The sequence below is a fragment of the Cohaesibacter sp. ES.047 genome, from assembly GCF_900215505.1.
In the GTDB taxonomy this organism is placed as follows: Bacteria; Pseudomonadota; Alphaproteobacteria; order Rhizobiales; family Cohaesibacteraceae; genus Cohaesibacter.
The window spans coordinates 280,308-301,662 of the sequence record NZ_LT907844.1 but is presented as its reverse complement, the minus strand read 5'-3'; the positions used below and the strand labels follow the sequence as shown (position 1 = coordinate 301,662).

Genomic DNA, 21,355 nt, shown 5'->3' with positions numbered 1-21,355 from the left:
ATTTTGTTCGTACGTCAGCCATGGGGGGAAGTCGTCTTGCCGCAGACGATAGTAGATGAGTGACCAGAATGGGCCAATTTTGTTTTGGGCCTTTTCATACTAGCTTCTGACGTATCTTGAATTATTTCACCGGTTATACGGCTTCCCTTTTCGGGGATGGCGACAACCAAGAGCACCACGTCAGTGACCCAGAGCTTGAAGCGTATGGCCTGCGGGAGCTTGGAGCCGAGGACCAGAGCGTAAAGACCACCTTCGGAAATGACAGCTTTGTTGGGGTTGCCGCGAATACCGTGTCGAATTGACACTGTATTCTGTTGGGAAGGATCGACATGGCTACGCAGGGCAGTCCCAGTATGTGTGTATCCCAGCACATCACAGACATCCTTGGCGACGAACCAAGGCTCGCCGTCGATATCAAGCCTCAGGGCGTAAAGGCCACCTTCGGAAATGACAGTTTTGTTGGGATTGCCGCGAATACCCGAACGAATCGTTATGGTATTCTTCTGCAACGGCTCGACATGGCGGATCAGCGCTTGTGAAGCGTTCCCATACCCCAACACCCCACACACATCCATAGCTACGAACCAAGACTCCCCTCGCGACCCACTACACGCTCACCGCTGCTGACCTGATACCAAGGGCGTGAAGTTCTGACTCTTTAGGGATTCCATTTTTAGCACTGGCGTGATTCAACATGGCAAAGGAGATTTTGCCATGTCTGCCGCTTTGATTCTTAGCGATGCTTTTGACGCCGATAGTTTGCGCCGTCTTGCCAAAGGATGCCGCAATGCCAAACAGAGCCGCCGCCTACTGGCCATTGCGGCTGTCTATGACGGCATGAACCGTGCTGATGCCGCCAAAGTCGGCGGTATGGACCGCCAGACTTTGCGAGATTGGGTTCTTCGCTTCAATGAGCAAGGCACCGATGGTCTTGTCGACATCAAAGCAACCGGCGCTCCCATGCGCTTGAGCCCAGAACAGCTCGAAGAGTTTGTTGCTATCGTTGAAACCGGTCCTGATCCTGAGAAGGACGGCGTCTCTGTCTGGCGTAGCCAGGATCTGGTGCGTGTGATCCAAGAGCGGTTTGGGGTCTCCTACAAGGAACGTGGAGTACGGGATCTTTTGCGCCGCATGGGGTATGTGCGCATATCTGGTCGACCTCAACATCCAGAACAAAAGCCTGAAGTCATTGATGCTTTCAAAAAAACTTCTCCGCAACGTTGGCAGCGCATGTAGGCCATTTGCCAAAGAACAAGCCCATCGAGATTTGGTGGCAAGATGAGGCTAGGCTTGGTCAGAAGAATGGACTGGCCCGACTATGGGCAAAAAAGGGAACCAGACCACGTCTGCCAGCCGATCAGCGATATAAAAATGCCTATCTGTTCGGTGCAATATGTCCAGCGCGTGGCGTTGGCGCGGGATTGATGATGCCTTTTGCAAATACACAGGCCATGCAAATGCACCTCGAAGAAGTCTCAAGGACAGTGGCGCGCGGCGCTCATGCCGTGGTGCTGATGGATCGTGCCGGATGGCATACGACAAGCAGACTCAACGTGCCCAAGAATATCACCATCCTCCTGTTGCCTTCCAAATCACCGGAACTGAACCCAGTTGAGAATATTTGGCAGTATCTGCGCGGTACCTTCCTGTCCAATCGGGTCTTCGAAGACTATGCCGCCATTCTTGATGCTGGTTGCCAAGCATGGAAGAGCCTCTCCGCCAACCCAACCATCATCCATTCAATAGGTATGAGAAAATGGGCTCAAGAAGGTCAGAATTAAATGCCGTTGGTATGAGAGTTCACTTCACGTCTATCCAGCCTGGTCGCTCCAGCCCCCCGCGCTTATCCGATTTAGGGTGTGTGAGTGCGTCACCACTTAGACACCAATCCAGCCCCCACCATCCCATGAGCTATTGGGGTCAAAAATGTGAGCGCCCTATCTATATGCTGGACGTTCGAACATTCCCCCATGGCCCTGGGGCGCTCTCTCAGTGAAGCCAAGCCTTCTTAAGTGTCGGAGCAGGTGCCTTCCAAAGCTTGTCGCTGTGGGGGAACTGAACGCTCGTGTGGGCTGCTCGTTGATCAAGGCAAGGAGGTCTCCCAGGCAGCCACGATGCCGTAGACCAAACCGTAGACCCGCTGACGCCTGTTGACAGATGCTCAAGCCACCGGTTATCCCTTGTTTTGCTGGAGTTACCTGCTGTGTAGGTGCCTGTAACGGGAATAGAACACAAAATCCCGCTTCTCCTGGGCACCATTTGTCTTTCCGAAAATTAGAAGACTTGACTGTCTTGACTGCTGGCATCGTGCCTCGGTGCGGTTGCGCTTTCCCAAGAGCTTTGCACCCTGTGCGAACTGCGACTAAACGACTGCGGGGCGGTCTGATTTTTGCCGGGCATCAGATCAGAAGATCTTTTGTTGTCGACGAGACAAGAAGAAGCCATGGCCGCTTTTGTTGCGGCAGGTCAGGCCGGTGCGCTTTGACGTGCAGCGAATATCCCCGAAGTTGGCTGAGCGGCCATAGGATGCGATATCGGAATAGTCGACGCGTGAAGGGCGCCCGCCGCAGCTCATGGTCGCCCGACCCGAGCCCTCGACCGAAAACGCGTGCCCCCATGTCCCGGAACAGGATTTGGGGCGAGGCATCGCAGGTGCACCCTGACGCGATACGATGGTGCAGTCGATCCCGCCACCATTGCTCACGTAGCCATTGCAGTAGATATTTGTAGACGGGGTCATGAACCCAAAACCGTCAGCATGGGCGCTGACCGGAAACACCAAAATTAGAACTGCAAAAATTCGCTTCATAAGGCCCACCTTAATTCATTCACAAGCAATGCATTTATGGCACCCAAGCATTCAACCGGGGCCAAGTCAATGACCACTCGGTGCACGGACGCGCAAAGCCAATGCGAAGCACGAAGATTCTGTGAAGGAGAGCTGCTGCGGTTTTATTGAGGCTTTTCAATATCCAGCGCGCGAACAATCGACATGATCTGCTCACTGACCAGTCGAGCGCCGGCATTGGACAGATGATCGTCATCAAAATAGTAAACCTCATCGCCCTTGGCCTGCACGCATGAACCCGGCTGCATTTGCTGGCAGAAGATCTGGGCTGGCTTCACGCGATAAAGGGAGTGAAGGTCGAGGGAATCGAGGAACTTAATGACCGCACCGTAGCGGTCTTCATAGGCTGGGTAGGGATAGGAAAGGACTTTGGGGCCACCGGTGGACCTCAGGCGCGCATAGGCTTTGGGAACATGCCATCCGCCTTCCGGAACGGGGTAGACGAGGATGACCGTCTTGCCAGCATTCACCAGCAGGTCTAACTCTGTGCGAAAGGAATGAAAGGCGTTCTTCTGTCGGCAGTCCGCCGTCCTCTCAGTGCAGATCGCGTTTGAGAATTCGACAGTCTCGACGGGCTTTTTCTCGGCGCCGCCCACACCATTGACAAAGGGGGAGCCGTCGACCGTCATCGAATAGCGCGCCGCAAGCACGACGATTTGAATGTCACGGTCCATGAGCGCCTTGTTGATCAGCTTGGTGGAGGTCTCGCATTTCGTGATTCCAACCCATGGCGCGCAGCCTGCGACCGTAAGCACTGCCGTCGTTAGACCATCTCTGGTCAGGTCGGCGCTCACCGCGCCGGACAATGCGGACGCATGGCTATCGCCAACAATGGCGACATCAATCTGATCATGGCCTTTGGGGAACACGCAATCGGTCAACGGATAATGTGATTGCGCCGCGTCCCGAAACTCTGCCGCATAACGCATGCAGGACGCTTCGTTGGCGCTTTTGTCATTCTGGGCGGACAAGATCCGGGCGGTTTCGCCGCTGAAACGCCAAGGCGCACCCTTGAGACCAAGCGCGGAGATCACATAAATGGCGCCTTTTCGACCGAAACGCCAGACAAGAGCGAGCAGCAACGGAAAAACCAGATAAAACTGCTCTTCAACCGCGAGACTCCACGTGTGTAGCAGTGGCTGGACTTCTGCTTCGGGGGAGAAATAGCCCGTATTGTTGAAAAACTGAATATTGGAATAGAAGAAGAGAACCGAAAGCAGGCTGCGCGAGAAATACATCAGCTCTCTTGGAAAGATCCAGATACATGCGCAAGCCAAAGAGAAGAGCAAAACTGCAATGAGAGCGGGCAGAATGCGGCGCACGCGCCGCTCATAGAAGCGAAGAATTGAAAAGCGGTCTTTCTCGAGATCGTCGATCAAAATCGAGGTGATAAGATAGCCCGAAATGACAAAGAAGACATCCACACCCAGAAAACCACCGCTGACGACGTCGATCCCTGCGTGAAACAAGACAACGGGGACAACAGCTATGGCGCGCAGGCCATCGATTTCTCTTCTGTAGATCATGCGGCTAGAACCGGGGGCTGGTCTGATGAGATGGATCGGAATAAATCCAATAACCGGTCGAGTCAGCGGTTTCGAACAAGGTCTTCATCTTCGGTATGTCAAAAAGAGACTGGATGTAAAGGCATGGTTGAAGACCGCCCCGTCGCCTGTGGTCAGGTCACCGGATTTTGTCTCTGTGACTACAAATAGAGGACGAGACCTTGCTTGACTAGACTTTTCTTGAGAGCGATGGCTCATCGTCACGAGAGATAACAAAGGGTTGTCTTTTGATTTGGTGTGTCCAAATATATTAATTGTTTATCAAAGTACAATAAGTATATAATTTTCGTTGCTGTACAAAATATTGCGTAATACTGCGTAAATCAATAATTAAAGTTTAGAAAAGAATGCAAATTTACTTTCGGTTAACTAAGGTTGTTAACACTTCAGGTTGAGGGATGAGTGCTGGGCAAGCACTGAACCTACCAATTCGCAGTAGGATGGAACAATCATGAACGCGATCAAACAAGCGCCTTCGGGAGGCGATATATCCCTTTTTTCTCGTTTCAAAGTCGGGCACAGGATCTATGCAGGTTTTCTGGTGCTCCTTGTATTGCTGGTCATGCTGTCGGGGATGAGTATCCTGTCGTTCCGTGATCAGGACACGCAGTTCACGACCTACAGCGAGATGGCGTCGGATGCCACTCTTGTCGAGAATATGAACAAAGAGGCCATCCGAACCCAGTTGGCACAGAGAAACTATTTCGCATCGACCGGAGAGGCGGAAAAGACAGCTTTCGTTGAGCAGTATGAGCGCGTGGTCGCACTCATGGACAAAGCGAAGAGTGCAATTGTCAATCCAAAGCGGGTTGAGCATCTGAACGAGATTGATGATGCGCTGGTTACCTACAAGGCCGGGTTTGATGAGGTTTCGCAGTTGGGTGATCGCAGGAACCATCTGGTGTACAAGGAGCTTGGTCCAACCGGTTTGAAGATTCGTGAGAATCTGACGAACATTCGTCGCGGGGCGTTTGGCGCCGGTGACTACGAGTCGGCGAGCTACGCGGGAACCTCACAGGAACACCTGCTGCTCGCGCGGCTTTATGTGATGAAGTTCCTTGATGACAACACCAAAGATACACTTGATCGTGCGATTGAGGAGTTGAGGACCTTCGACAAGGCTCTGGCCGACTTGGGCAGATCATTGTCGAACCCGCAACGTCTTAGGACACAGAAAGAGACGAAGGTCCTGGCTGATGCCTACGAAGCCTTCACCACAGAGCTGGCCGAGGTCATTCTCAAGCGTAATGCTATTCGCGATGGCACCCTGAAGACCAGCACTGAGGCCGTTTTTTCCTCTGCACGAGCCGTGGCGCTGTCAGCTGCAGCAGAAGAAAAAGACCTGCGGCAGCAGTTTTTCGCAAAACTTGAAAGCGTAGAAAAACAGCTCATGATCATTGCCGTGGTTGCGTTTCTGATCGGTGTTGCGGCCGCATACGTGATTGCACGCGGTATCACCAGCCCGGTCAAGACCCTTACGGCAGCCATGAACCGTCTAGCCAATGACGATGTGGCGTCCGAGATTCCGGGTCAGAACCGCAAGGATGAAATCGGCGAAATGGCCGAGGCTGTTGAGGTGTTCAAGCAGAACATGATCAGGACCAAGCAGCTTGAAGCCGAACAGGCCACCATGAAGGAAAAGGCCGAAGCGGAAAAACGCAGGCTCATGGAACAGATGGCGGACGAGTTTGAACAACAGGTCGGCTCGATCATTCAGGCTGTCTCGTCCAACTCGGTCGAATTGAATGCGAGCGCCCAGTCCATGACGGATGTGAGCCAGGTCACCCTTGAGCAGGCGACACAGGCCGCCTCTGCCTCGCAGCAGACCACCGCAAGTGTTCAGACCATTGCCTCAGCGACGGAAGAAATGACGAGCACCATCGCCGAGATTTCCGAGCAGGTGGCAACCGCATCCAGATCGGCCTCAGAAGCTGTGACCAAGGTGAGCAGCACAAACGAGCAAATGGCCATCCTGTCGCAAACTGCGTCAACCATTGGCGAAGTGGTGGAAATGATCTCGACAATCGCCGAACAAACCAACCTTCTGGCTCTCAATGCGACGATCGAATCTGCTAGGGCAGGCGTGGCTGGCAAGGGCTTTGCCGTTGTTGCCGCTGAAGTCAAGGAACTGGCCAACCAGACCTCAAAGGCAACCGAGCAGATCGGGCAGCAGATCGCAGAAGTTCAGAATGCAACAAAGCTGTCGTCAAGCTCAATGGAAGAAGTCAGCCATGTGATCCAGAACCTGAATGAAATTTCGGCCGCGATCGCAGCGGCAATGGAAGAACAGAATGCTGCGATCAGCGAAGTCTCGAGCAATATTCATCAGGCTGCCAAGGGCTCCGAGCTGGTGAACGAGAATATCAATTCGGTGAACAAGGCTTCGCAAGAGGCGGGTAGTTCCTCCAGTCAGGTTCTGGCGTCTTCCGAGGAATTGGCCAAGCAGTCCGAAATTCTCAAGGCAGAGATGGACAAGTTTGTCCTGCAGATTCGGGCGAACTGATCAAACCGGGATCCCATCCCGCAATATGATGGCGATGGAGTGGACAGGTATCCCTCCATCGCCTTTTTTGAAGCAAAGGGTGATCGGGCCTACCTAGTGCCGGTGTCACGTCTCTTCGAATACCGGGCGTGGCGCACCATTCTCATCAAGGGCAACAAAGACGAAATCCGCATCGGTCACCTTCTCCCCTTTATCCGAATAGCGTGGCCGACCCCAGGCATCGACGTGAATGCGCATCGAGGTGCGCCCCACCTTGCGCAGGGTCGCATACAAAGTGACCTCATCGCCGACCTTAACCGGCCTTAGGAACTGCATCGCCTCGACGGACACCGTGGCACTTCGCCCCTGTGAGACGCGGCCGGCCATGTTGCCTGCCGCAAGGTCCATCTGAGACATCAGCCAGCCGCCGAAAATGTCGCCTGAGGGATTGGTGTCGGCGGGCATTGCGATGGTTCGGATCACCAGCACGCCTTCCTCCTGTTGACGGCCATGGGATCCGCGCTGCGCGGCGCGTGCCAGATAGCTTTCCTTGTTATCGCTCATTCAGGCAATTCTCCAGATGCGCCGCAAAACACTCGCGGATCGGACGGGGGACATGCCGGACGCAGATCTTGCGGTTGCAGGGGATCGTCCGGCAAGAGGTACGAGATGAAAAAACACGTCTCGACAATCGACCATTTCTGGCAGAATTGATCAATTCGCCCTTGGTTACAGATGGGCTCCTCACACTCAGTGCATTCATCGCCTCATACGCAAAGACCGGGTTAGGTGCGACGCATGTTCTGTCCTATCAGGTACGGCAGGCGGCGGAAGAAGGAAAGTTGGAGATTTTGCCTGAAAATTCCAATCTGGAGCCCTCGCACGTGAACATTGCCGATTGAGCGCCGTCAGTGCTGAAAAAGAAGTTCAGTTTCATAGGCTTAGAAGATGCTCGCCTGAGGTTTGTACTCTCTTGGCTGACGACAGTTGACGAAAGAATTTGCTCAAAAATTGTGGAAAATGACAATAATTGATCAGAAACGTCCAAATAAATGGAACAAATGAGATCATAACCGGAACATTGGAACGGGCTTGTGCTGACAAACCGCATGGGACATCTGACCCGGTTTTGCAAATTGGCCCGAAAGCGTAGACTTCAATGGTTTCATGACCAAGGCCAGTTTGCTGCCGTATCGTTTGCGTAGAACCAAGCTCTAGAAGGTGGACAGGGGAGATCGGGTGCCTCGGCATCTGGTCTCCTTGGAACGGCGAAACGCCATAACTCTTTCGCCTCTTGTTCCCTCGCATGAAAAAGCCGCCTGCCGGAGAGGATCCGGCAGGCGGCGAAATGTGATTGCTTCCATGCGGGCAGAGGCTGCCCTTTTGCTATCAGAAGTAAAACAGGTAAGCGTACACGGCCGAGATTGCGGTGGTGAACAGCATCAGCGGGAAGGCCAGTTTCAAGAACTGGACGAACGAGATGCGTTGTCCGGCGCGTTCGGCAAAGCTGGCAACCATGACGTTGGCACTGGCACCGATGAGCGTGCCGTTACCACCAAGACAGGCACCCAGCGACAGACACCACCACAGCGGCTCAATGGCAGCAGGTCCGCCAAGATCGGCCTGCATGGCCTTGATCAGCGGGATCATGGTGGCAACGAACGGGATGTTGTCGACGATGGCCGAGAGCACGGCAGAGGAACCCAGAATGAGCATGCCTGCGAGTTCGATATTGGTTCCGGTCACGCTGAGCATTTCGGATGCCACGATCTTGAGCAGACCGGTGTGTTCAACACCGTAGACGAGCACGAACAGACCAAGGAAGAAGAAGATCGTTTCCCATTCCACTTCCTGGAAGAATTTGTGCACCTTGTGGGACTGCTCTTCAGGAGAGCCGCCGAAGCTGTGCAGCAACAGAAGGAAGGCCGCACCGGTCAGGGCGATTGTGCCCGGCGCCCAGCCAAGGCCGTGGCCATAGATAAAGCCGAACAGCACCAGAGCAAGGGTGATGAGGGATTTCACCAGCAGCACCTTGTCCTCGATGGCTTCGAAGGCGTTGTACTGCATCATCGCAGCTTTGTCTTCTTCGCTGGCTTTCATCTTGCGACCCCAGAGGAAGTCGAAGAAGACAAGGCAGAAGATCAGCACGATCAGGGCAGGCGGGCCGACCCAGTCGACAAAATCCATGAAGCCAAGGCCAACGGCGGAACCGATCAGAATGTTCGGCGGGTCACCAATCAAGGTTGAGGTACCTCCGACGTTGGAGGCAAAAATCTGGGAAAACAGGAACGGATAAGCCCTGAGATTGAGCTGGTCCGTAAGCAGCAGCGTAACAGGAACGATGAGCAGAACCGTTGTCACGTTATCAAGGAGGGCCGAGAAGACCGCAGTGATAATCGCCAGAGCGGCGAGCAACATGCGCGGATTGGCCTTGACCGCCTTGGCGGTGTAGATCGCGACGAACTGGAAGACGCCGGATTCCCTGGTGATGGCGACAATGACCATCATGCCGATCAAAAGAAAGATCGTGTTGAAGTCGATTCCCTCGACCACGAGCTTGAAGTTCAGCACGCCGAGCAGGACGAGCAGTCCAGCACCCAGAAGGGAAACGATTGCGCGGTTGACTTTTTCGGTGATGATAAAGAAATAAGCCGCAATCAGGATGACCGTTGCCACGATCATGGGCGGCAAACCGAAGGCCGCGCTTGTGGCTAGTTCACTGGCATGTTCCATCGATACACTAAAGCTCTTCCACTTATAGACGGATGTGCCGCATCAGATCGAGCACACATCCGGTCTAGGCTTTCTATTTTTTGCTTGGCCGAGTTAATCAGGAATTGTACTCGTCGCGTTCCAGTTCGGCGATGGCGGATTGTTCCGTCACGATGCCCAGGAACTTCCCGGTACCTTTCTCCACGACAGACAGAGGACTGCCGTGTTTGGCCAGCTTGCGAATTCCTTCCCAGACCGAGAGATCTGGACGAAGGATAATTGGGTTATCATCCATTGCACTGGTGAGCGATTGCGATTTGATCACACGCAGGCGGCGGGCAATGTCAGGTTTGGCACCACGCACAAAGTCGAGCCTGTCGAGACCCTCAATCATCTTGACCGAAACGGGAAGCATTTCTTCCAGAAGCGAGTCGAATCCAAACATCCCCAGAAGGATGTTGTCCTTGTCAAGGACAGGCGCTTTGCGGATGTGGTGACTTTCGAGGATTTTCATTGCTTCTTCAACGGTATGATCTGGGTCCAGACTGACCACTTTATCGACCATTGCGTCTATGCAGGGCATGGGAACCTCCTTCTTCTTTTTGCGGCATGAACGATTTGCTTTTCAGAAAACTAACTTTACACCCAAAAGCAAGCCGCATCCAACGAGGATGCACCATGTCGTTCGTCCGGTTGGTTTTAAAGACTGAACTTTAAAAACCATTAATCAATTGACCGGTTTGCATGGGGGAAACTAGGAGCCTTGATCGTCACATACAAGCTGTCTCTAAGGTGCAGTCTTTCTACAACCAAAGTTTGAGCCTGCTTGGGGCGTTTTAACGGAAACTTTAGGAGAATCCTAGGTTCATCCTGAGCTTTCAACAGTTGATGTGCGACTTTGCGCCGCGGATTGATCGGATTTTTACGTCTTTAAGGACGATATCGATTTATCGCAGGGCGGCTATGCAAATATGCGGAGAAAATCGGCAGATAGTCCGTCTTGTGCGCGCTTAGCACCTCACGCGATCAGATAGGCGTAGATCAAGGACCACACCGACAATAGCGTGACTGCGACCAGAAAATACAGACGGTTCCAGACGCGGCCGACGTCCACGGTGGGAATGTTGCCAAAGCGGGCGATCAGCATGTTGGTCGCGGTAAAGGGGGATGTTAGGCCAGTGAGAGACCAGCCGCACAGCATGGATACCGCAAAGGCCGACGGATGCAGTCCGAACAGGGCCGCATCGGGCAGCAGGGGCGCCACCAGCGACAGGGTCAGAATGGGGTTGCCTCCGAATTGACCGGCAACGGGCATGATCCACAAAATGATGATCAGCAACAGCCAGCCGGGCACGACGGTCAGATCGATGCCAGCTTCTCCCATCAACGGCACCAGCAGCGCCGAACCGATGACGCCGATATATCCGGCACTCATGAGCAGCAGCAGGTCGGGCTGGAATGCGGGCAGTTCTGTCTGGACATAGGCCGCCAGATGACGCCGCAGCGTGCCGATGTTCCGGAACTGCAGCAAGAGCCAGATGATCGAAACGAGCGGAACCACCACCAGCACGATGCCGACGCTGCGAATACCCAGAAGGAGCTCGATCGACAGCACTGGCACAAGAATGGCAACCAGCAGCACACCGAGCGGGATGAGCGCCGTCCAGCGATGATCCGTCGTCAGGCCCGAGGATTTGCGCGGACGGGAAAGCTTGGGTTTGAAGATCGTGTCGATGGCCCAGCCAGCCCCAAGCAGGATGGCAGAACTGACGAGACCGGGCAGGGCGACAGTCAGCCAGTTGAGGCCGGGAATGAAGGACACGGCCATGGCGGTCGAGAAGGCCATGGGCGACCATGTGAGGCCCGATATGAAGCCCCGCTGGATCGCCAGAAGCATCCGGCGGGCCCTGATCTTTCGGATTTCCTCGTCCGGTTCGTTCTTGGCGCTTGAAAGCGCCAGCGCTCCGAGCAACTGGATCGAGCCGTAGTTGAGCAGAAGACTGAAGAGCTGCGTTCCGAACGAGAGCGAGATATACCGCCTGCCCGGTGGCTGCGCTGCCAGAAATCCCCCCGCCTTTGACATGGCCTCGGACAGGGAGGCGGCATTGCGCAGGATCGTCAGGGCGCTGAAGAAGGAGGCCAGAAAGCCCGCGTTGACAATAACGCCCCACAAGACCTCACGCCAATTGTCATTGATGGCAATCAGAGCAAGCGTCAGGGCAATACAGACCAATAGAAAGACCCGGCCGGTCCTTGAGGCTTTGCGTGCCATCAGCACGACAATCCCGAGCAGGCAAACCAGCAAGGGCAGCCGGACCCAGTCCAAGCCAACCCATTCATGAATCGCCTGCAGGGCAATGATGATAACAATGAGCCAGCCGAAAAGGCGATCGCCTGCGTTTTGAACGGTCATTCGCTAGATCCTGTTTCGCAGCATAGGGTTGGAAAAGCCTCGTTCGGAAAATTGAAATGGCATAAGGCCTGAAAGCCCGAACCGGCGGCAGGCGAGTGGCTCGGTCGGGGAGCAATCAGACCGTTGCGCCCACACCAGCCTTTCGTTGAAAAAGTGCTGAACGCATAAACCAGATGCCAGAAGGGGATCAACCATCGTTTTTGCAATGCTGTGACAACAAAGGCTCATGAGACCGTGGTTTGAGACGATCCCTTCATGCCTGCGCTCCTCACCGGGAACGGCAAAGAAAAATCCCCCGAACCTGCGCAACGAAGCCGGGGGATCCATTCGTGATATGTTGCCGTGTGCAGCATCAAGGCCGGAACCAGCGCCAGAGCCCTGTCATTGGGCTCCGAGCTGGATTGGGTCAGCCATTGACCACGGCATGGCGTTTGACATCGGTAAGGAAGGTGTCGACCCGCTTGCGCAACTCGTCAGCCTTTTCTTGCAACATGGTCGAGGATTCGTTGACGGTGGTTGCTGTCTCGCGGGTGCTCTCGGCAGCTTCGGTCACCGAGCCGATATTGTCGGACACCTCGAGGGTCATGCGTGAGGCCTGCGTGACGTTGGATGCGATTTCGTCCGTTGCTGCACGCTGCTGCTCGACAGCTGCGGCGATCTGGCTGGAAATATCGCTCAGATTGTCGATGGTCTTGGAAATGGCGCCGATGGCATTGACGGCCTCGTTGGTCTCACCCTGAATTTCCGAGATCTGCTTGTCGATTTCCTCGGTCGCCTTGGAGGTCTGGTTGGCCAGCTCCTTCACTTCAGCTGCGACCACGGCAAAGCCCTTGCCCGCTTCCCCGGCGCGGGCCGCTTCGATGGTGGCGTTGAGCGCCAGTAGGTTGGTCTGTTCGGCAATCGCCTGAATGAGGGTGACGACTTCGGAAATCTGCTTGGCCGAAGTGGCCAGCCGTTCGATGCGATCATTGGTGTTGCGCGCTTCGGATGAGGCCTGCACGGCAATGTCGTTGGAGGACTGCACCTGACGGGTCACTTCGCTGACCGATGCTGCCAGTTCTTCGGCGGCGGATGCGACGGTCTCGACGTTGGACGAGGCCTGTTGCGATGCGGCAGAAACCTGCACCGACTGCGCGGATGTGCCCTGAGCGATCGAGCTCATGTCGTCTGCGGCTGTTCTGAGGTGGCCTGCTGCGTTGGAAACGTTGAGCAGCAACTCGGCGACTTCCCTGTCGAAGTCCATGCAGAGTGACTGGACGCTCTCACCGCGGGCAAGCGCTTCATTGCGGACGGCTTCCTGCTCCTTCATAAGATCCTTGCGGCTTTGTTCGTTGTCGACGAAGACTTTCATGGCTTGCGCCATCTTGCCGATTTCGTCTCCGCGTTCGGTGTCGGATACAGTTATGTCGCTGTTGCCCTGGGCGAGTTCGCCCATGTTGGTGACCAGCGCGGTCATGGGGCGGTTGATCGAGCGAATGACGATGAGCGCCAGAGCGCCGACAACGGCAAGACCGATCAGGCTGATGATGATCATGAACAATGTCTGTTCCCAGAACGCAGCTTCGAGGTCATCAATATAGACACCAGTGCCGATCATCCATTGCCACTGCGGCAGACCTTCTGCCCAGCTGTATTTCTCGAACGTGCTGTCAACGCCCGGTTTCGTCCAGTAATAGACATAACTGCCACCGCCATTCTTGGCGATTTTGATAAGGTCCTGAACCAGGTTGTTGCCGGCCTTGTCCTGCATGTCCCAAAGGTTTGTGTTGACCAGCTTCTTGTTTGGCAGCACCAGATTGGTGCCGTCATACTGATAGACAAAGACATATCCAGTCCCGTCGTCGAAACGTATCGCGTCGATGGCTTCCTTGGCGCGGGCCTGCGCCTCTTCCCGGCTCATCTCGCCAGCAGCTTCCATTTCCTGATAGCGCATGGCGATTGTCTTGGCCGAAGTCACGATATACTTCAGGCTGTCTGCTCGATCGGACAACATGGTGTCCCATTGTTTAGACATGTTGAATGCAGACAGACTGGCCGCGAGTAGAAAGATGAGCAGTGAAGGAAGAGCAATCTTCCAAGACAGGGGGAACTTTGACAATGACATTTGGGGACTACCTAGATGCGATTTAGTTTGGACATATTGTGGACAGGAATATATAAATATTCCTTAATGTTCATAAGTCGTTACTGAAAAATATACTGGTTGAAGTATGGTAATGCCGCGGTAAAGGTCGCGATGCTTTTTTGAATAAAGACTATTTCATAAACGCACTATCACAGCTCAGAAAAAACCGGGTTTTGATACAAGTATTTCGGCGTGGTAGTCGAGATTGTCTAGTTATTTCAGTCTATTTGGATATTCAGTCATGCGGGGCTTCGATGCCGATCGACCCGATCGGGTCGGCCAATCTGACAAGGAACGAAACCGGTGCGCTCTTAAGGTATGTATTTTTGCATGCCAGATATGCAGTCTTGCAGTTGTCCTAACGTCTTGCAAATAAAGCGATCTGAGCGATCAGAGTCAGAACCGGCGAGGCCAGATTTCACCGGATGTTCAATGAAATTGGTGGCAGGGATGCGAAATAGGAATGGGTCGTCGTCTGGACATGCTTCAAACGCAAATGATATACCAAAGTCTAACTATGTTCGGGGTGCCTGCCTGACGAGATTTTATCTCGATCAATGCCGCAGTGCACAAATCCCATATAGTCCCGATCGACCGTATCCGTCGAGCCGGATGCGTGCTCAGGACCAAACCAGTGGCTGCCAGAGCGTGTCTTGGCTCGTCACGTTCCGGCTCGCACCTCTCAAGGGAGAGGCCGAGCCTTCACCCGGTCCTCGGGTTCTACAATCCGCCTTCAAGGCTGGTGGTGCTGACGCCCGCCTGCACTAAAACAAAAATGATGTGATTGAGAGTTTTGAAATAATGACGAAGTCTGCTTTGAATAAGGGAGCCTTGCTGGTTCTCAACAGTGGGTCCTCAAGTGTGAAATTTTCCCTATTTGAGCTTGAGAGTGACAATATAACGCCGTTGTTTGCGGGCCAGTTGACCGGCATCGGCACGGACGCGGTCCTCAAGGCCAAATCGGAAGCCGGTGAGTTGCTCGCCAAGGAATCCTGGGCGCAATACGACAAGGGCTCCGTGCCTGCCATCCTTCCGAACTTGCTTGAATGGATTGAAAAGAACTTGCCGACTGAGCTGCCGCTCATCGGCGCGGGCCACCGTGTGGTGCATGGCAGTGTGAAATACGACAAACCGGTTCTCATCGATGGCAATGTGCTGAACGAACTGGCCAGCTTCAGCCCGCTTGCGCCCCTGCACCAGCTCCAGAACGTGGCCGCGATCAAGGCGCTTGCCGATAGCCGCCCGGAACTGCGCCAGGTGGCTTGTTTCGACACGGCCTTCCATCATACCATGCCCAAGGTATCGAGCACCTATGCCATTCCGAAACGCTTCACCGAGGCAGGTGTTCGCCGTTATGGCATGCATGGCCTTTCCTATGAATATATTGCGCACAATCTCTGTGAGACCAAACCAGACCTTGCCAAGGGACGCGTTATTGTTGCCCATCTGGGCAACGGCGCCAGCCTTACGGCTCTCAAAGATGGCGTCAGCATCGATACCTCGATGGGCTTTACGGCGCTTGAGGGTGTTCCCATGGGCACCCGTCCGGGCAGCATTGATCCGGGCATCCTTTTGTATCTTATGCGCGAATATGACATGGATGCCGACGCTATAGAGAAATTTCTCTATCACGAGTCCGGCTTGCTTGGCGTATCCGGTATTTCCAACGATATGCGCGACCTTGAAGAGAATACCGACCCTGCTGCGATTTTGGCTATTGACCTTTTCTGCTCGCGTGTGGCCAAGCAGATCGCGTCTCTCGGCGTTTCCATCGGCGGTATTGACGGTCTTGTCTTTACCGCAGGGATTGGCGAGCATGGTTCGATCCAGCGTAAGAAGATCCTTGATCAACTCGGCTGGTTGGGCTTTGAAATCGACGCTGCCAAGAATGCTGCCAACGATCATGTGATCTCGGCAGAAGGGTCTATCCCGACCTTCATCATTCCCACCGACGAAGAGTTCATGATCGCACGGCACACGGTTCGCCTGTTGAACGCCTGATCAGAACGATGAGGTCCTTGTGACCGAATGACCCGATTGAGGGGCAAGCTTCACGGCTTGCCCCTTTTTGTTATTGCCGACATTAAATTGACGACAAAAGGTCGCATCAGATGGCCCGATGGCAATCACGACGGCCAGCGAAGGCGAAAGGCGCAAAATTTTTTTTCAAGGAAAATGCAGGCGTTGAAACAGGGCTGTTCCCAAAAGCCGATCCATTCGAAACCTAGACTTATTTAACGGCGCGATTGCTCTTGTGACTTGCGTCAGGGACTGTTGAGCCTTTAAGTATGAAGACATTGTCGACTGGCAATGCCGACAAGACAGGCAAGAGATCGGCACCGATTGGGTGTCTTCTTTGGCGGGCGCAATGCAAGATTAAAGGTGTAAGAGAATGAGTATTTTGGTGACGGGTGGCTGTGGTTACATTGGAAGCCACATGACGTGGAACCTGCATGATGCCGGAAAAGACGTCGTGATCATCGACAACCTTTCAACCGGCTTCTCCTGGCTGGTTCCCGATGGCGTCCCTGTCATCGAGGGAGATATCGGAGACGCAGATCTGGTCGCCAAGGTGATGCGCGATCACAAGGTCGAGGCCGTTATCCACTTTGCCGGCTCCATCGTTGTGCCAGACTCGGTCAAGGATCCTCTGGGCTACTATTTCAACAACACCGTGAAGTCGCGCTCGTTGATCGAGAATGCGGTCAAGGCCGGGGTGAAGGCCTTCATCTTTTCCTCAACCGCTGCGGTTTACGGCAATCCGGCCGAAACGGACAAGCCCCTGACCGAGGAGCTGTCGCTGGAGCCCATCTCGCCTTACGGCACCTCCAAGCTGATGACCGAATTGATGCTGCGTGACAGCGCGGTGGCCTATGGCTTGAAATATGCCGCCCTTCGCTATTTCAACGTCGCCGGTGCAGATCCGGCCGGTCGCACGGGGCAGTCAACGCCCACTGCAACTCATCTCATCAAGGTGGCCAATCAGGTCGCGCTCGGCCAACGCGATGCCTTGGCCATCTTTGGCAACGACTATCCCACGCCGGACGGAACCTGCATCCGCGACTATATTCACGTCAGTGATCTGGTGGCCGCTCACGCTCTTGCCCTTGATGCCTTGCTCAACGGACATGAGCCCTTTGTTGCCAACTGTGGCTATGGCAAGGGGTATTCCGTGCTCGAAGTCGTCGAGGCGGTGCGCCGGGTGTCGGACGTCAACTTCGAAGCGGCGATTGTTCCCCGGCGCGATGGCGATCCGGCAACGCTGGTCGCGGACTCCTCACGCCTTCGCTCGATCACCGGCTGGCTCCCGCAGCATGACGATCTCGACCTCATCGTTCGCACGGCGCTCGATTGGGAGCGCACGCTGATTGAGAAGGGGCACAACAGAGCATGACTCACATTTCCTCTTAGTTTCGTTCGGAGAGCTGTCTGATCCAGACATGTCTTTCCTGATATCAGACACTAGCGTTAAGCTGTGATGCACCGTCCAATGACATGGGGTCTGGACGAACGATGCCGCTTACCGCCAACCCGGCTGCATTCTGAACATGACCACGGACAGACATTCGACACTACAGCAGGCAAAGTCTCATCTAAAGGCGCTTGAGAACGAGAGCATTCACATCATCCGTGAGGTGGCGTCCGAGTTCAAGAACCCGGTGATGCTCTATTCCATCGGCAAGGATAGCGCGGTGATGCTGCATCTGGCGCGCAAGGCCTTCTATCCCTCGCGCCTGCCGTTTCCGCTCCTGCACGTCGATACCACATGGAAATTCCGTGAGATGATCGAGTTCCGGGATCGCATGGTCAGGGACTATGATCTTGATCTCATCGTGCATACCAATGAAGAGGGACGGGCAAACAATGTGAACCCGTTCGATCATGGCTCTTCGCTTTACACGCAGGTGATGAAGACCGATGCTCTCAAGCAGGCGCTGACGGCGGGGGGCTATGATGCGGCCTTTGGCGGGGCGCGCCGCGACGAGGAGAAATCCCGCGCCAAGGAACGCATCTTCTCATTCCGCAATGCCCAGCACGGCTGGGACCCCAAGAACCAGCGCCCCGAGCTATGGAATGTCTTCAACACCCGCATCAAGCCCGGCGAGAGCATCCGCGTCTTCCCGCTCTCCAACTGGACCGAGCAGGACATCTGGCAATATATCATGCTCGAGAATATCCCCATCGTGCCGCTCTACTTCGCCAAGCAACGCCCGGTGGTGAAGCGCGACGGCACATGGATCATGGTCGACGACGAGCGCCTGCCGCTGAGCGAGGGTGAAGTGCCCGAGAAAAGGCTGGTGCGTTTCCGCACCCTTGGCTGCTATCCGCTCACAGGCGCGGTCGAAAGCCCCGCCAGCACCCTTGAGGAAATCTTCGAGGAAATGCTTGTGGCGCGCACCTCCGAGCGCGAAGGCCGCATGATCGATCATGACGACACCGCCTCCATGGAGAAGAAGAAGCGGGAGGGATATTTCTGATGACCACTGCAACCGATACCGCTTCAGGCCAAGCCATCCTCAAAGGCGAAGACTTTGCCCGCGAGGAGAGCCGCGACATCCTGCGCTTCCTGACCTGCGGCAGCGTCGACGATGGCAAGTCCACCCTCATTGGCCGCCTGTTGTTCGACAGCAAGACGATTTTCGAAGACCAGATGTCCGCACTGGAAGCGGTCAGCAAGAAACACGGCACCACCGGCGATGACATTGATCTGGCACTGCTGCTTGATGGCCTGCAGGCCGAGCAGGAGCAGGGCATCACCATCGATGTGGCTTACCGCTTCTTTGCGACCGACAAGCGCAAGTTCATTGTCGCCGACACGCCGGGCCACGAGCAATATACCCGCAACATGGCAACCGGCGCGTCCAACTGCGATCTGGCGGTGATCCTCATCGACGCCCGCAAGGGTGTCTTGACCCAGACCCGCCGCCACAGCTTCATCAACTCGCTGATCGGTGTGCGCCATGTGGTGCTGGCGATCAACAAGATGGACCTGATGGACTATTCCCAAGAGGTCTACGACAAGATCGTTGCCGACTATGAGGAATTCGCGCGAAGCTTTGAATTCGAGACCATCACGCCGGTGCCCATCTCGGCCCGTTATGGCGACAACGTCGTCGCCCAAAGCGACAGAATGCCTTGGTATGAGGGGCCGACCCTCTTGGGCTATCTGGAAGAAATCGATGTGGAGAGTGCTGATCGTTCTCTTCCCTTCCGTTTCCCGGTGCAGTGGGTGAACCGCCCCAACCTCAACTTCCGCGGCTTCTCAGGCACCGTCGCGTCCGGCCATGCCCGGGTTGGCGATGAGTTGGTTGTCGCCAAGTCCGGCAAGACCAGCCGCATCAAAAAGATCGTCACCATGGATGGCGACTTGCTCGAGACCGAGGCGGGGGACGCGGTCACCATCACGCTCGAAGACGAGATTGACATCTCACGCGGCGATCTTTTGGCACCCACCACGCATCGTCCGCTGGTCTCCGATCAGATCTCGGCCCACCTGATCTGGATGGATACGAGCCATCTTTTGATCGGACGCCCCTACATCATCAAGATGGGCAGCCAGCAGACGCAGGCGACGGTCACATCCTTGAAGCACAAGCTGGACGTCAACGATTCCACCCATCAGATGGCGGGCAAGGCGCTTGAGCTCAACGAGATCGGCTTCTGCAATCTTGCCTTCTCCGATCCCTTGGCGATGGACACCTATGAAGAGAACCGCAAGACAGGCTCCTTCATTCTCATCGACCGCTTCACCAACCAGACGGTGGCAGCCGGCCTTGTCTGGTATGGCTTGCGACGGGCTGACAATATCCATTGGCAGGCCGTGGATGTCGACAAGGGGGCACGTGCGTCGATGAAATACCAGACGCCCAAGGTGCTCTGGTTCACCGGCCTCTCCGGCTCGGGCAAATCAACCATTGCCAACCTTGTCGAGAAGAAGCTGCACAATGAGGGCCGCCACACCTATCTGTTGGATGGCGACAACGTCCGGCATGGCCTCAACAAGGATCTGGGCTTTACAGACGTCGACCGCGTGGAGAACATCCGCCGCATCGGCGAGGTCTCCAAGCTGATGGTCGACGCGGGTCTCATCGTCCTCACCGCTTTTATCTCGCCCTATGCCGCCGAACGCCGTATGATACGCGAAATGCTCGGTGAGGGGGAATTCGTGGAGATCTTTGTAGATACACCGCTCGATGTTTGCGAGGCGCGCGACATCAAGGGCCTTTATGCCAAGGCCCGGTCCGGTCAGCTGAAGAACTTCACCGGCATCGACAGCCCCTACGAAGAGCCGGTCAACCCGGACATTCATGTCAACACGGCAACCATGACAGCTGAGGAAGCCGCCGAGATCATCGCCACCTATCTGCTGTCGGGAGAGATCCATGACTGGTCTGTGTGATCAGCTTGTCGAAGCCACGCTGGCAGCATCGGAGGTGATCCTCGATATCTACGAGGCTGGCTTCGTTGTCGAGATCAAGGGTGATGAAACGCCGGTGACAAAGGCTGACAGGGAGGCCGAGGCGATCATTCTTGCTCACCTTGCAGCTGCGGCTCCGGACATCCCCGTGGTTGCCGAAGAAGCCGCAGCTGCCGGACATATCCCCGATGTGAACGGGGTGTTTTTCCTGGTCGATCCGCTGGATGGCACCAAGGAGTTCATTGCGCGCAACGGCGAGTTCACGGTCAACATCGCCCTTATCCGGGACAATGTGCCAGCGCTGGGAGTGATCTTCACCCCCGCCAAGGGCTGGCTGTTTGTTGGAGAAGTGGGAAAGGGCGCGTGGCGCGGAGAAGTCGCAGACCCGCGCGTGAGCCATACCGTGACCAACCGGCGCGACATTTGCGTACGCAAACCAGGCGAACAGGTCGACGTGGTCGGATCACGGTCCCACAACTCGCTCGAAACCGATGATTATCTGCAGGGTTTTCCCGTGCGCGAGAAGAAATCGATCGGCTCGTCCCTCAAGTTCTGTCTGTTGGCATCAGGTGAAGCTGACCTTTACCCACGTTTCAGCCGCACCATGGAATGGGACACCGCCGCAGGGGATGCGATTCTTTCGGCAGCTGGCGGAACCGTCACCCGCACCTGTGGCGAGCGTCTTACCTATGGCAAATGCACGCAGGATGATGCTCCCTTTGCCAATCCCTACTTCATCGCAAAGACCAGCTAATCGCAGACCGGGGAGCAGCTTCTGCGCTGTGACCTGTC

General features: G+C 55.2%; 14 protein-coding genes and 1 pseudogene. 7 read left to right on the top strand and 8 right to left on the bottom strand.

Annotation, left to right across the window (positions count from 1 at the left end; all coding sequences use genetic code 11):
• Nucleotides 1-14 precede the first annotated feature (14 nt).
• A pseudogene (locus tag CPH65_RS01295) lies at nucleotides 15-587 on the bottom strand (Bro-N domain-containing protein); the annotation flags it as partial.
• Nucleotides 588-714: 127 nt separating this feature from the next.
• On the opposite strand from CPH65_RS01295, the gene CPH65_RS01290 reads away from it, so the two are divergent.
• A protein-coding gene (locus tag CPH65_RS01290; protein WP_096171592.1) for an IS630 family transposase occupies nucleotides 715-1,781 on the top strand; the annotation gives its coding sequence in 2 pieces (ribosomal slippage) (nucleotides 715-1,219 and nucleotides 1,219-1,781; 1,068 coding nt in all).
• Between the two features lie 623 nt (nucleotides 1,782-2,404).
• On the opposite strand, the gene CPH65_RS01285 is transcribed toward CPH65_RS01290, so the two are convergent.
• Nucleotides 2,405-2,809: a DUF6636 domain-containing protein gene (locus CPH65_RS01285; protein ID WP_371359376.1), complete on the bottom strand. Its 405-nt coding sequence runs from the start codon at nucleotides 2,807-2,809 to the stop codon at nucleotides 2,405-2,407.
• A 143-nt stretch (nucleotides 2,810-2,952) separates the two neighbouring features.
• Complete coding sequence (locus CPH65_RS01280; protein WP_096171788.1) at nucleotides 2,953-4,374, bottom strand: acyltransferase family protein; 1,422 nt, start codon at nucleotides 4,372-4,374, stop codon at nucleotides 2,953-2,955.
• A 490-nt stretch (nucleotides 4,375-4,864) separates the two neighbouring features.
• On the opposite strand from CPH65_RS01280, the gene CPH65_RS01275 reads away from it, so the two are divergent.
• Nucleotides 4,865-6,916, top strand: a complete 2,052-nt coding sequence (locus CPH65_RS01275; RefSeq protein WP_096171787.1) for a methyl-accepting chemotaxis protein — start codon at nucleotides 4,865-4,867, stop codon at nucleotides 6,914-6,916.
• Nucleotides 6,917-7,021: 105 nt separating this feature from the next.
• Here CPH65_RS01275 and CPH65_RS01270 read toward each other — a convergent pair whose 3' ends face one another.
• The 5 genes from CPH65_RS01270 to CPH65_RS01245 all read right to left on the bottom strand — a co-directional run bounded on the left by CPH65_RS01270 (nucleotide 7,022) and on the right by CPH65_RS01245 (nucleotide 14,034).
• Nucleotides 7,022-7,360 carry an acyl-CoA thioesterase gene (locus CPH65_RS01270; RefSeq protein ID WP_244574602.1) on the bottom strand — a complete coding sequence of 113 codons (339 nt, stop codon included), beginning with the start codon at nucleotides 7,358-7,360 and terminating at the stop codon, nucleotides 7,022-7,024.
• 924 nt (nucleotides 7,361-8,284) lie between these two features.
• A complete protein-coding gene (locus tag CPH65_RS01260) occupies nucleotides 8,285-9,628 on the bottom strand; it encodes an SLC13 family permease (RefSeq protein WP_096171784.1) in 1,344 nt (447 codons plus the stop codon).
• 97 nt (nucleotides 9,629-9,725) lie between these two features.
• Entirely contained in the window at nucleotides 9,726-10,190 is a 465-nt protein-coding gene (locus CPH65_RS01255) for an HPP family protein (RefSeq protein WP_096171783.1), read from the bottom strand.
• A gap of 435 nt (nucleotides 10,191-10,625) precedes the next feature.
• The gene (locus CPH65_RS01250; RefSeq protein ID WP_096171782.1) at nucleotides 10,626-12,020 is read right to left on the bottom strand and encodes a hypothetical protein; all 1,395 of its coding nucleotides are present in this window, start codon (nucleotides 12,018-12,020) and stop codon (nucleotides 10,626-10,628) included.
• 406 nt (nucleotides 12,021-12,426) lie between these two features.
• Nucleotides 12,427-14,034: a methyl-accepting chemotaxis protein gene (locus CPH65_RS01245; protein WP_197703931.1), complete on the bottom strand. Its 1,608-nt coding sequence runs from the start codon at nucleotides 14,032-14,034 to the stop codon at nucleotides 12,427-12,429.
• 912 nt (nucleotides 14,035-14,946) lie between these two features.
• Here CPH65_RS01245 and CPH65_RS01240 point away from each other — a divergent pair.
• From CPH65_RS01240 to cysQ, 5 genes are all read left to right on the top strand, one after another.
• Entirely contained in the window at nucleotides 14,947-16,146 is a 1,200-nt protein-coding gene (locus CPH65_RS01240; RefSeq protein WP_096171780.1) for an acetate/propionate family kinase, read from the top strand.
• A gap of 391 nt (nucleotides 16,147-16,537) precedes the next feature.
• Nucleotides 16,538-17,539: a UDP-glucose 4-epimerase GalE gene (galE, locus tag CPH65_RS01230; RefSeq protein ID WP_096171778.1), complete on the top strand. Its 1,002-nt coding sequence runs from the start codon at nucleotides 16,538-16,540 to the stop codon at nucleotides 17,537-17,539.
• 154 nt (nucleotides 17,540-17,693) lie between these two features.
• Entirely contained in the window at nucleotides 17,694-18,623 is a 930-nt protein-coding gene (gene cysD / locus CPH65_RS01225; RefSeq protein WP_096171777.1) for a sulfate adenylyltransferase subunit CysD, read from the top strand.
• Nucleotides 18,623-20,545 carry a sulfate adenylyltransferase subunit CysN gene (gene cysN / locus CPH65_RS01220; RefSeq protein ID WP_096171776.1) on the top strand — a complete coding sequence of 641 codons (1,923 nt, stop codon included), beginning with the start codon at nucleotides 18,623-18,625 and terminating at the stop codon, nucleotides 20,543-20,545. Before cysD ends, cysN begins: the two co-directional genes overlap by 1 nt.
• Nucleotides 20,529-21,317 carry a 3'(2'),5'-bisphosphate nucleotidase CysQ gene (cysQ, locus tag CPH65_RS01215; RefSeq protein ID WP_096171775.1) on the top strand — a complete coding sequence of 263 codons (789 nt, stop codon included), beginning with the start codon at nucleotides 20,529-20,531 and terminating at the stop codon, nucleotides 21,315-21,317. Before cysN ends, cysQ begins: the two co-directional genes overlap by 17 nt.
• Nucleotides 21,318-21,355 lie beyond the last annotated feature (38 nt).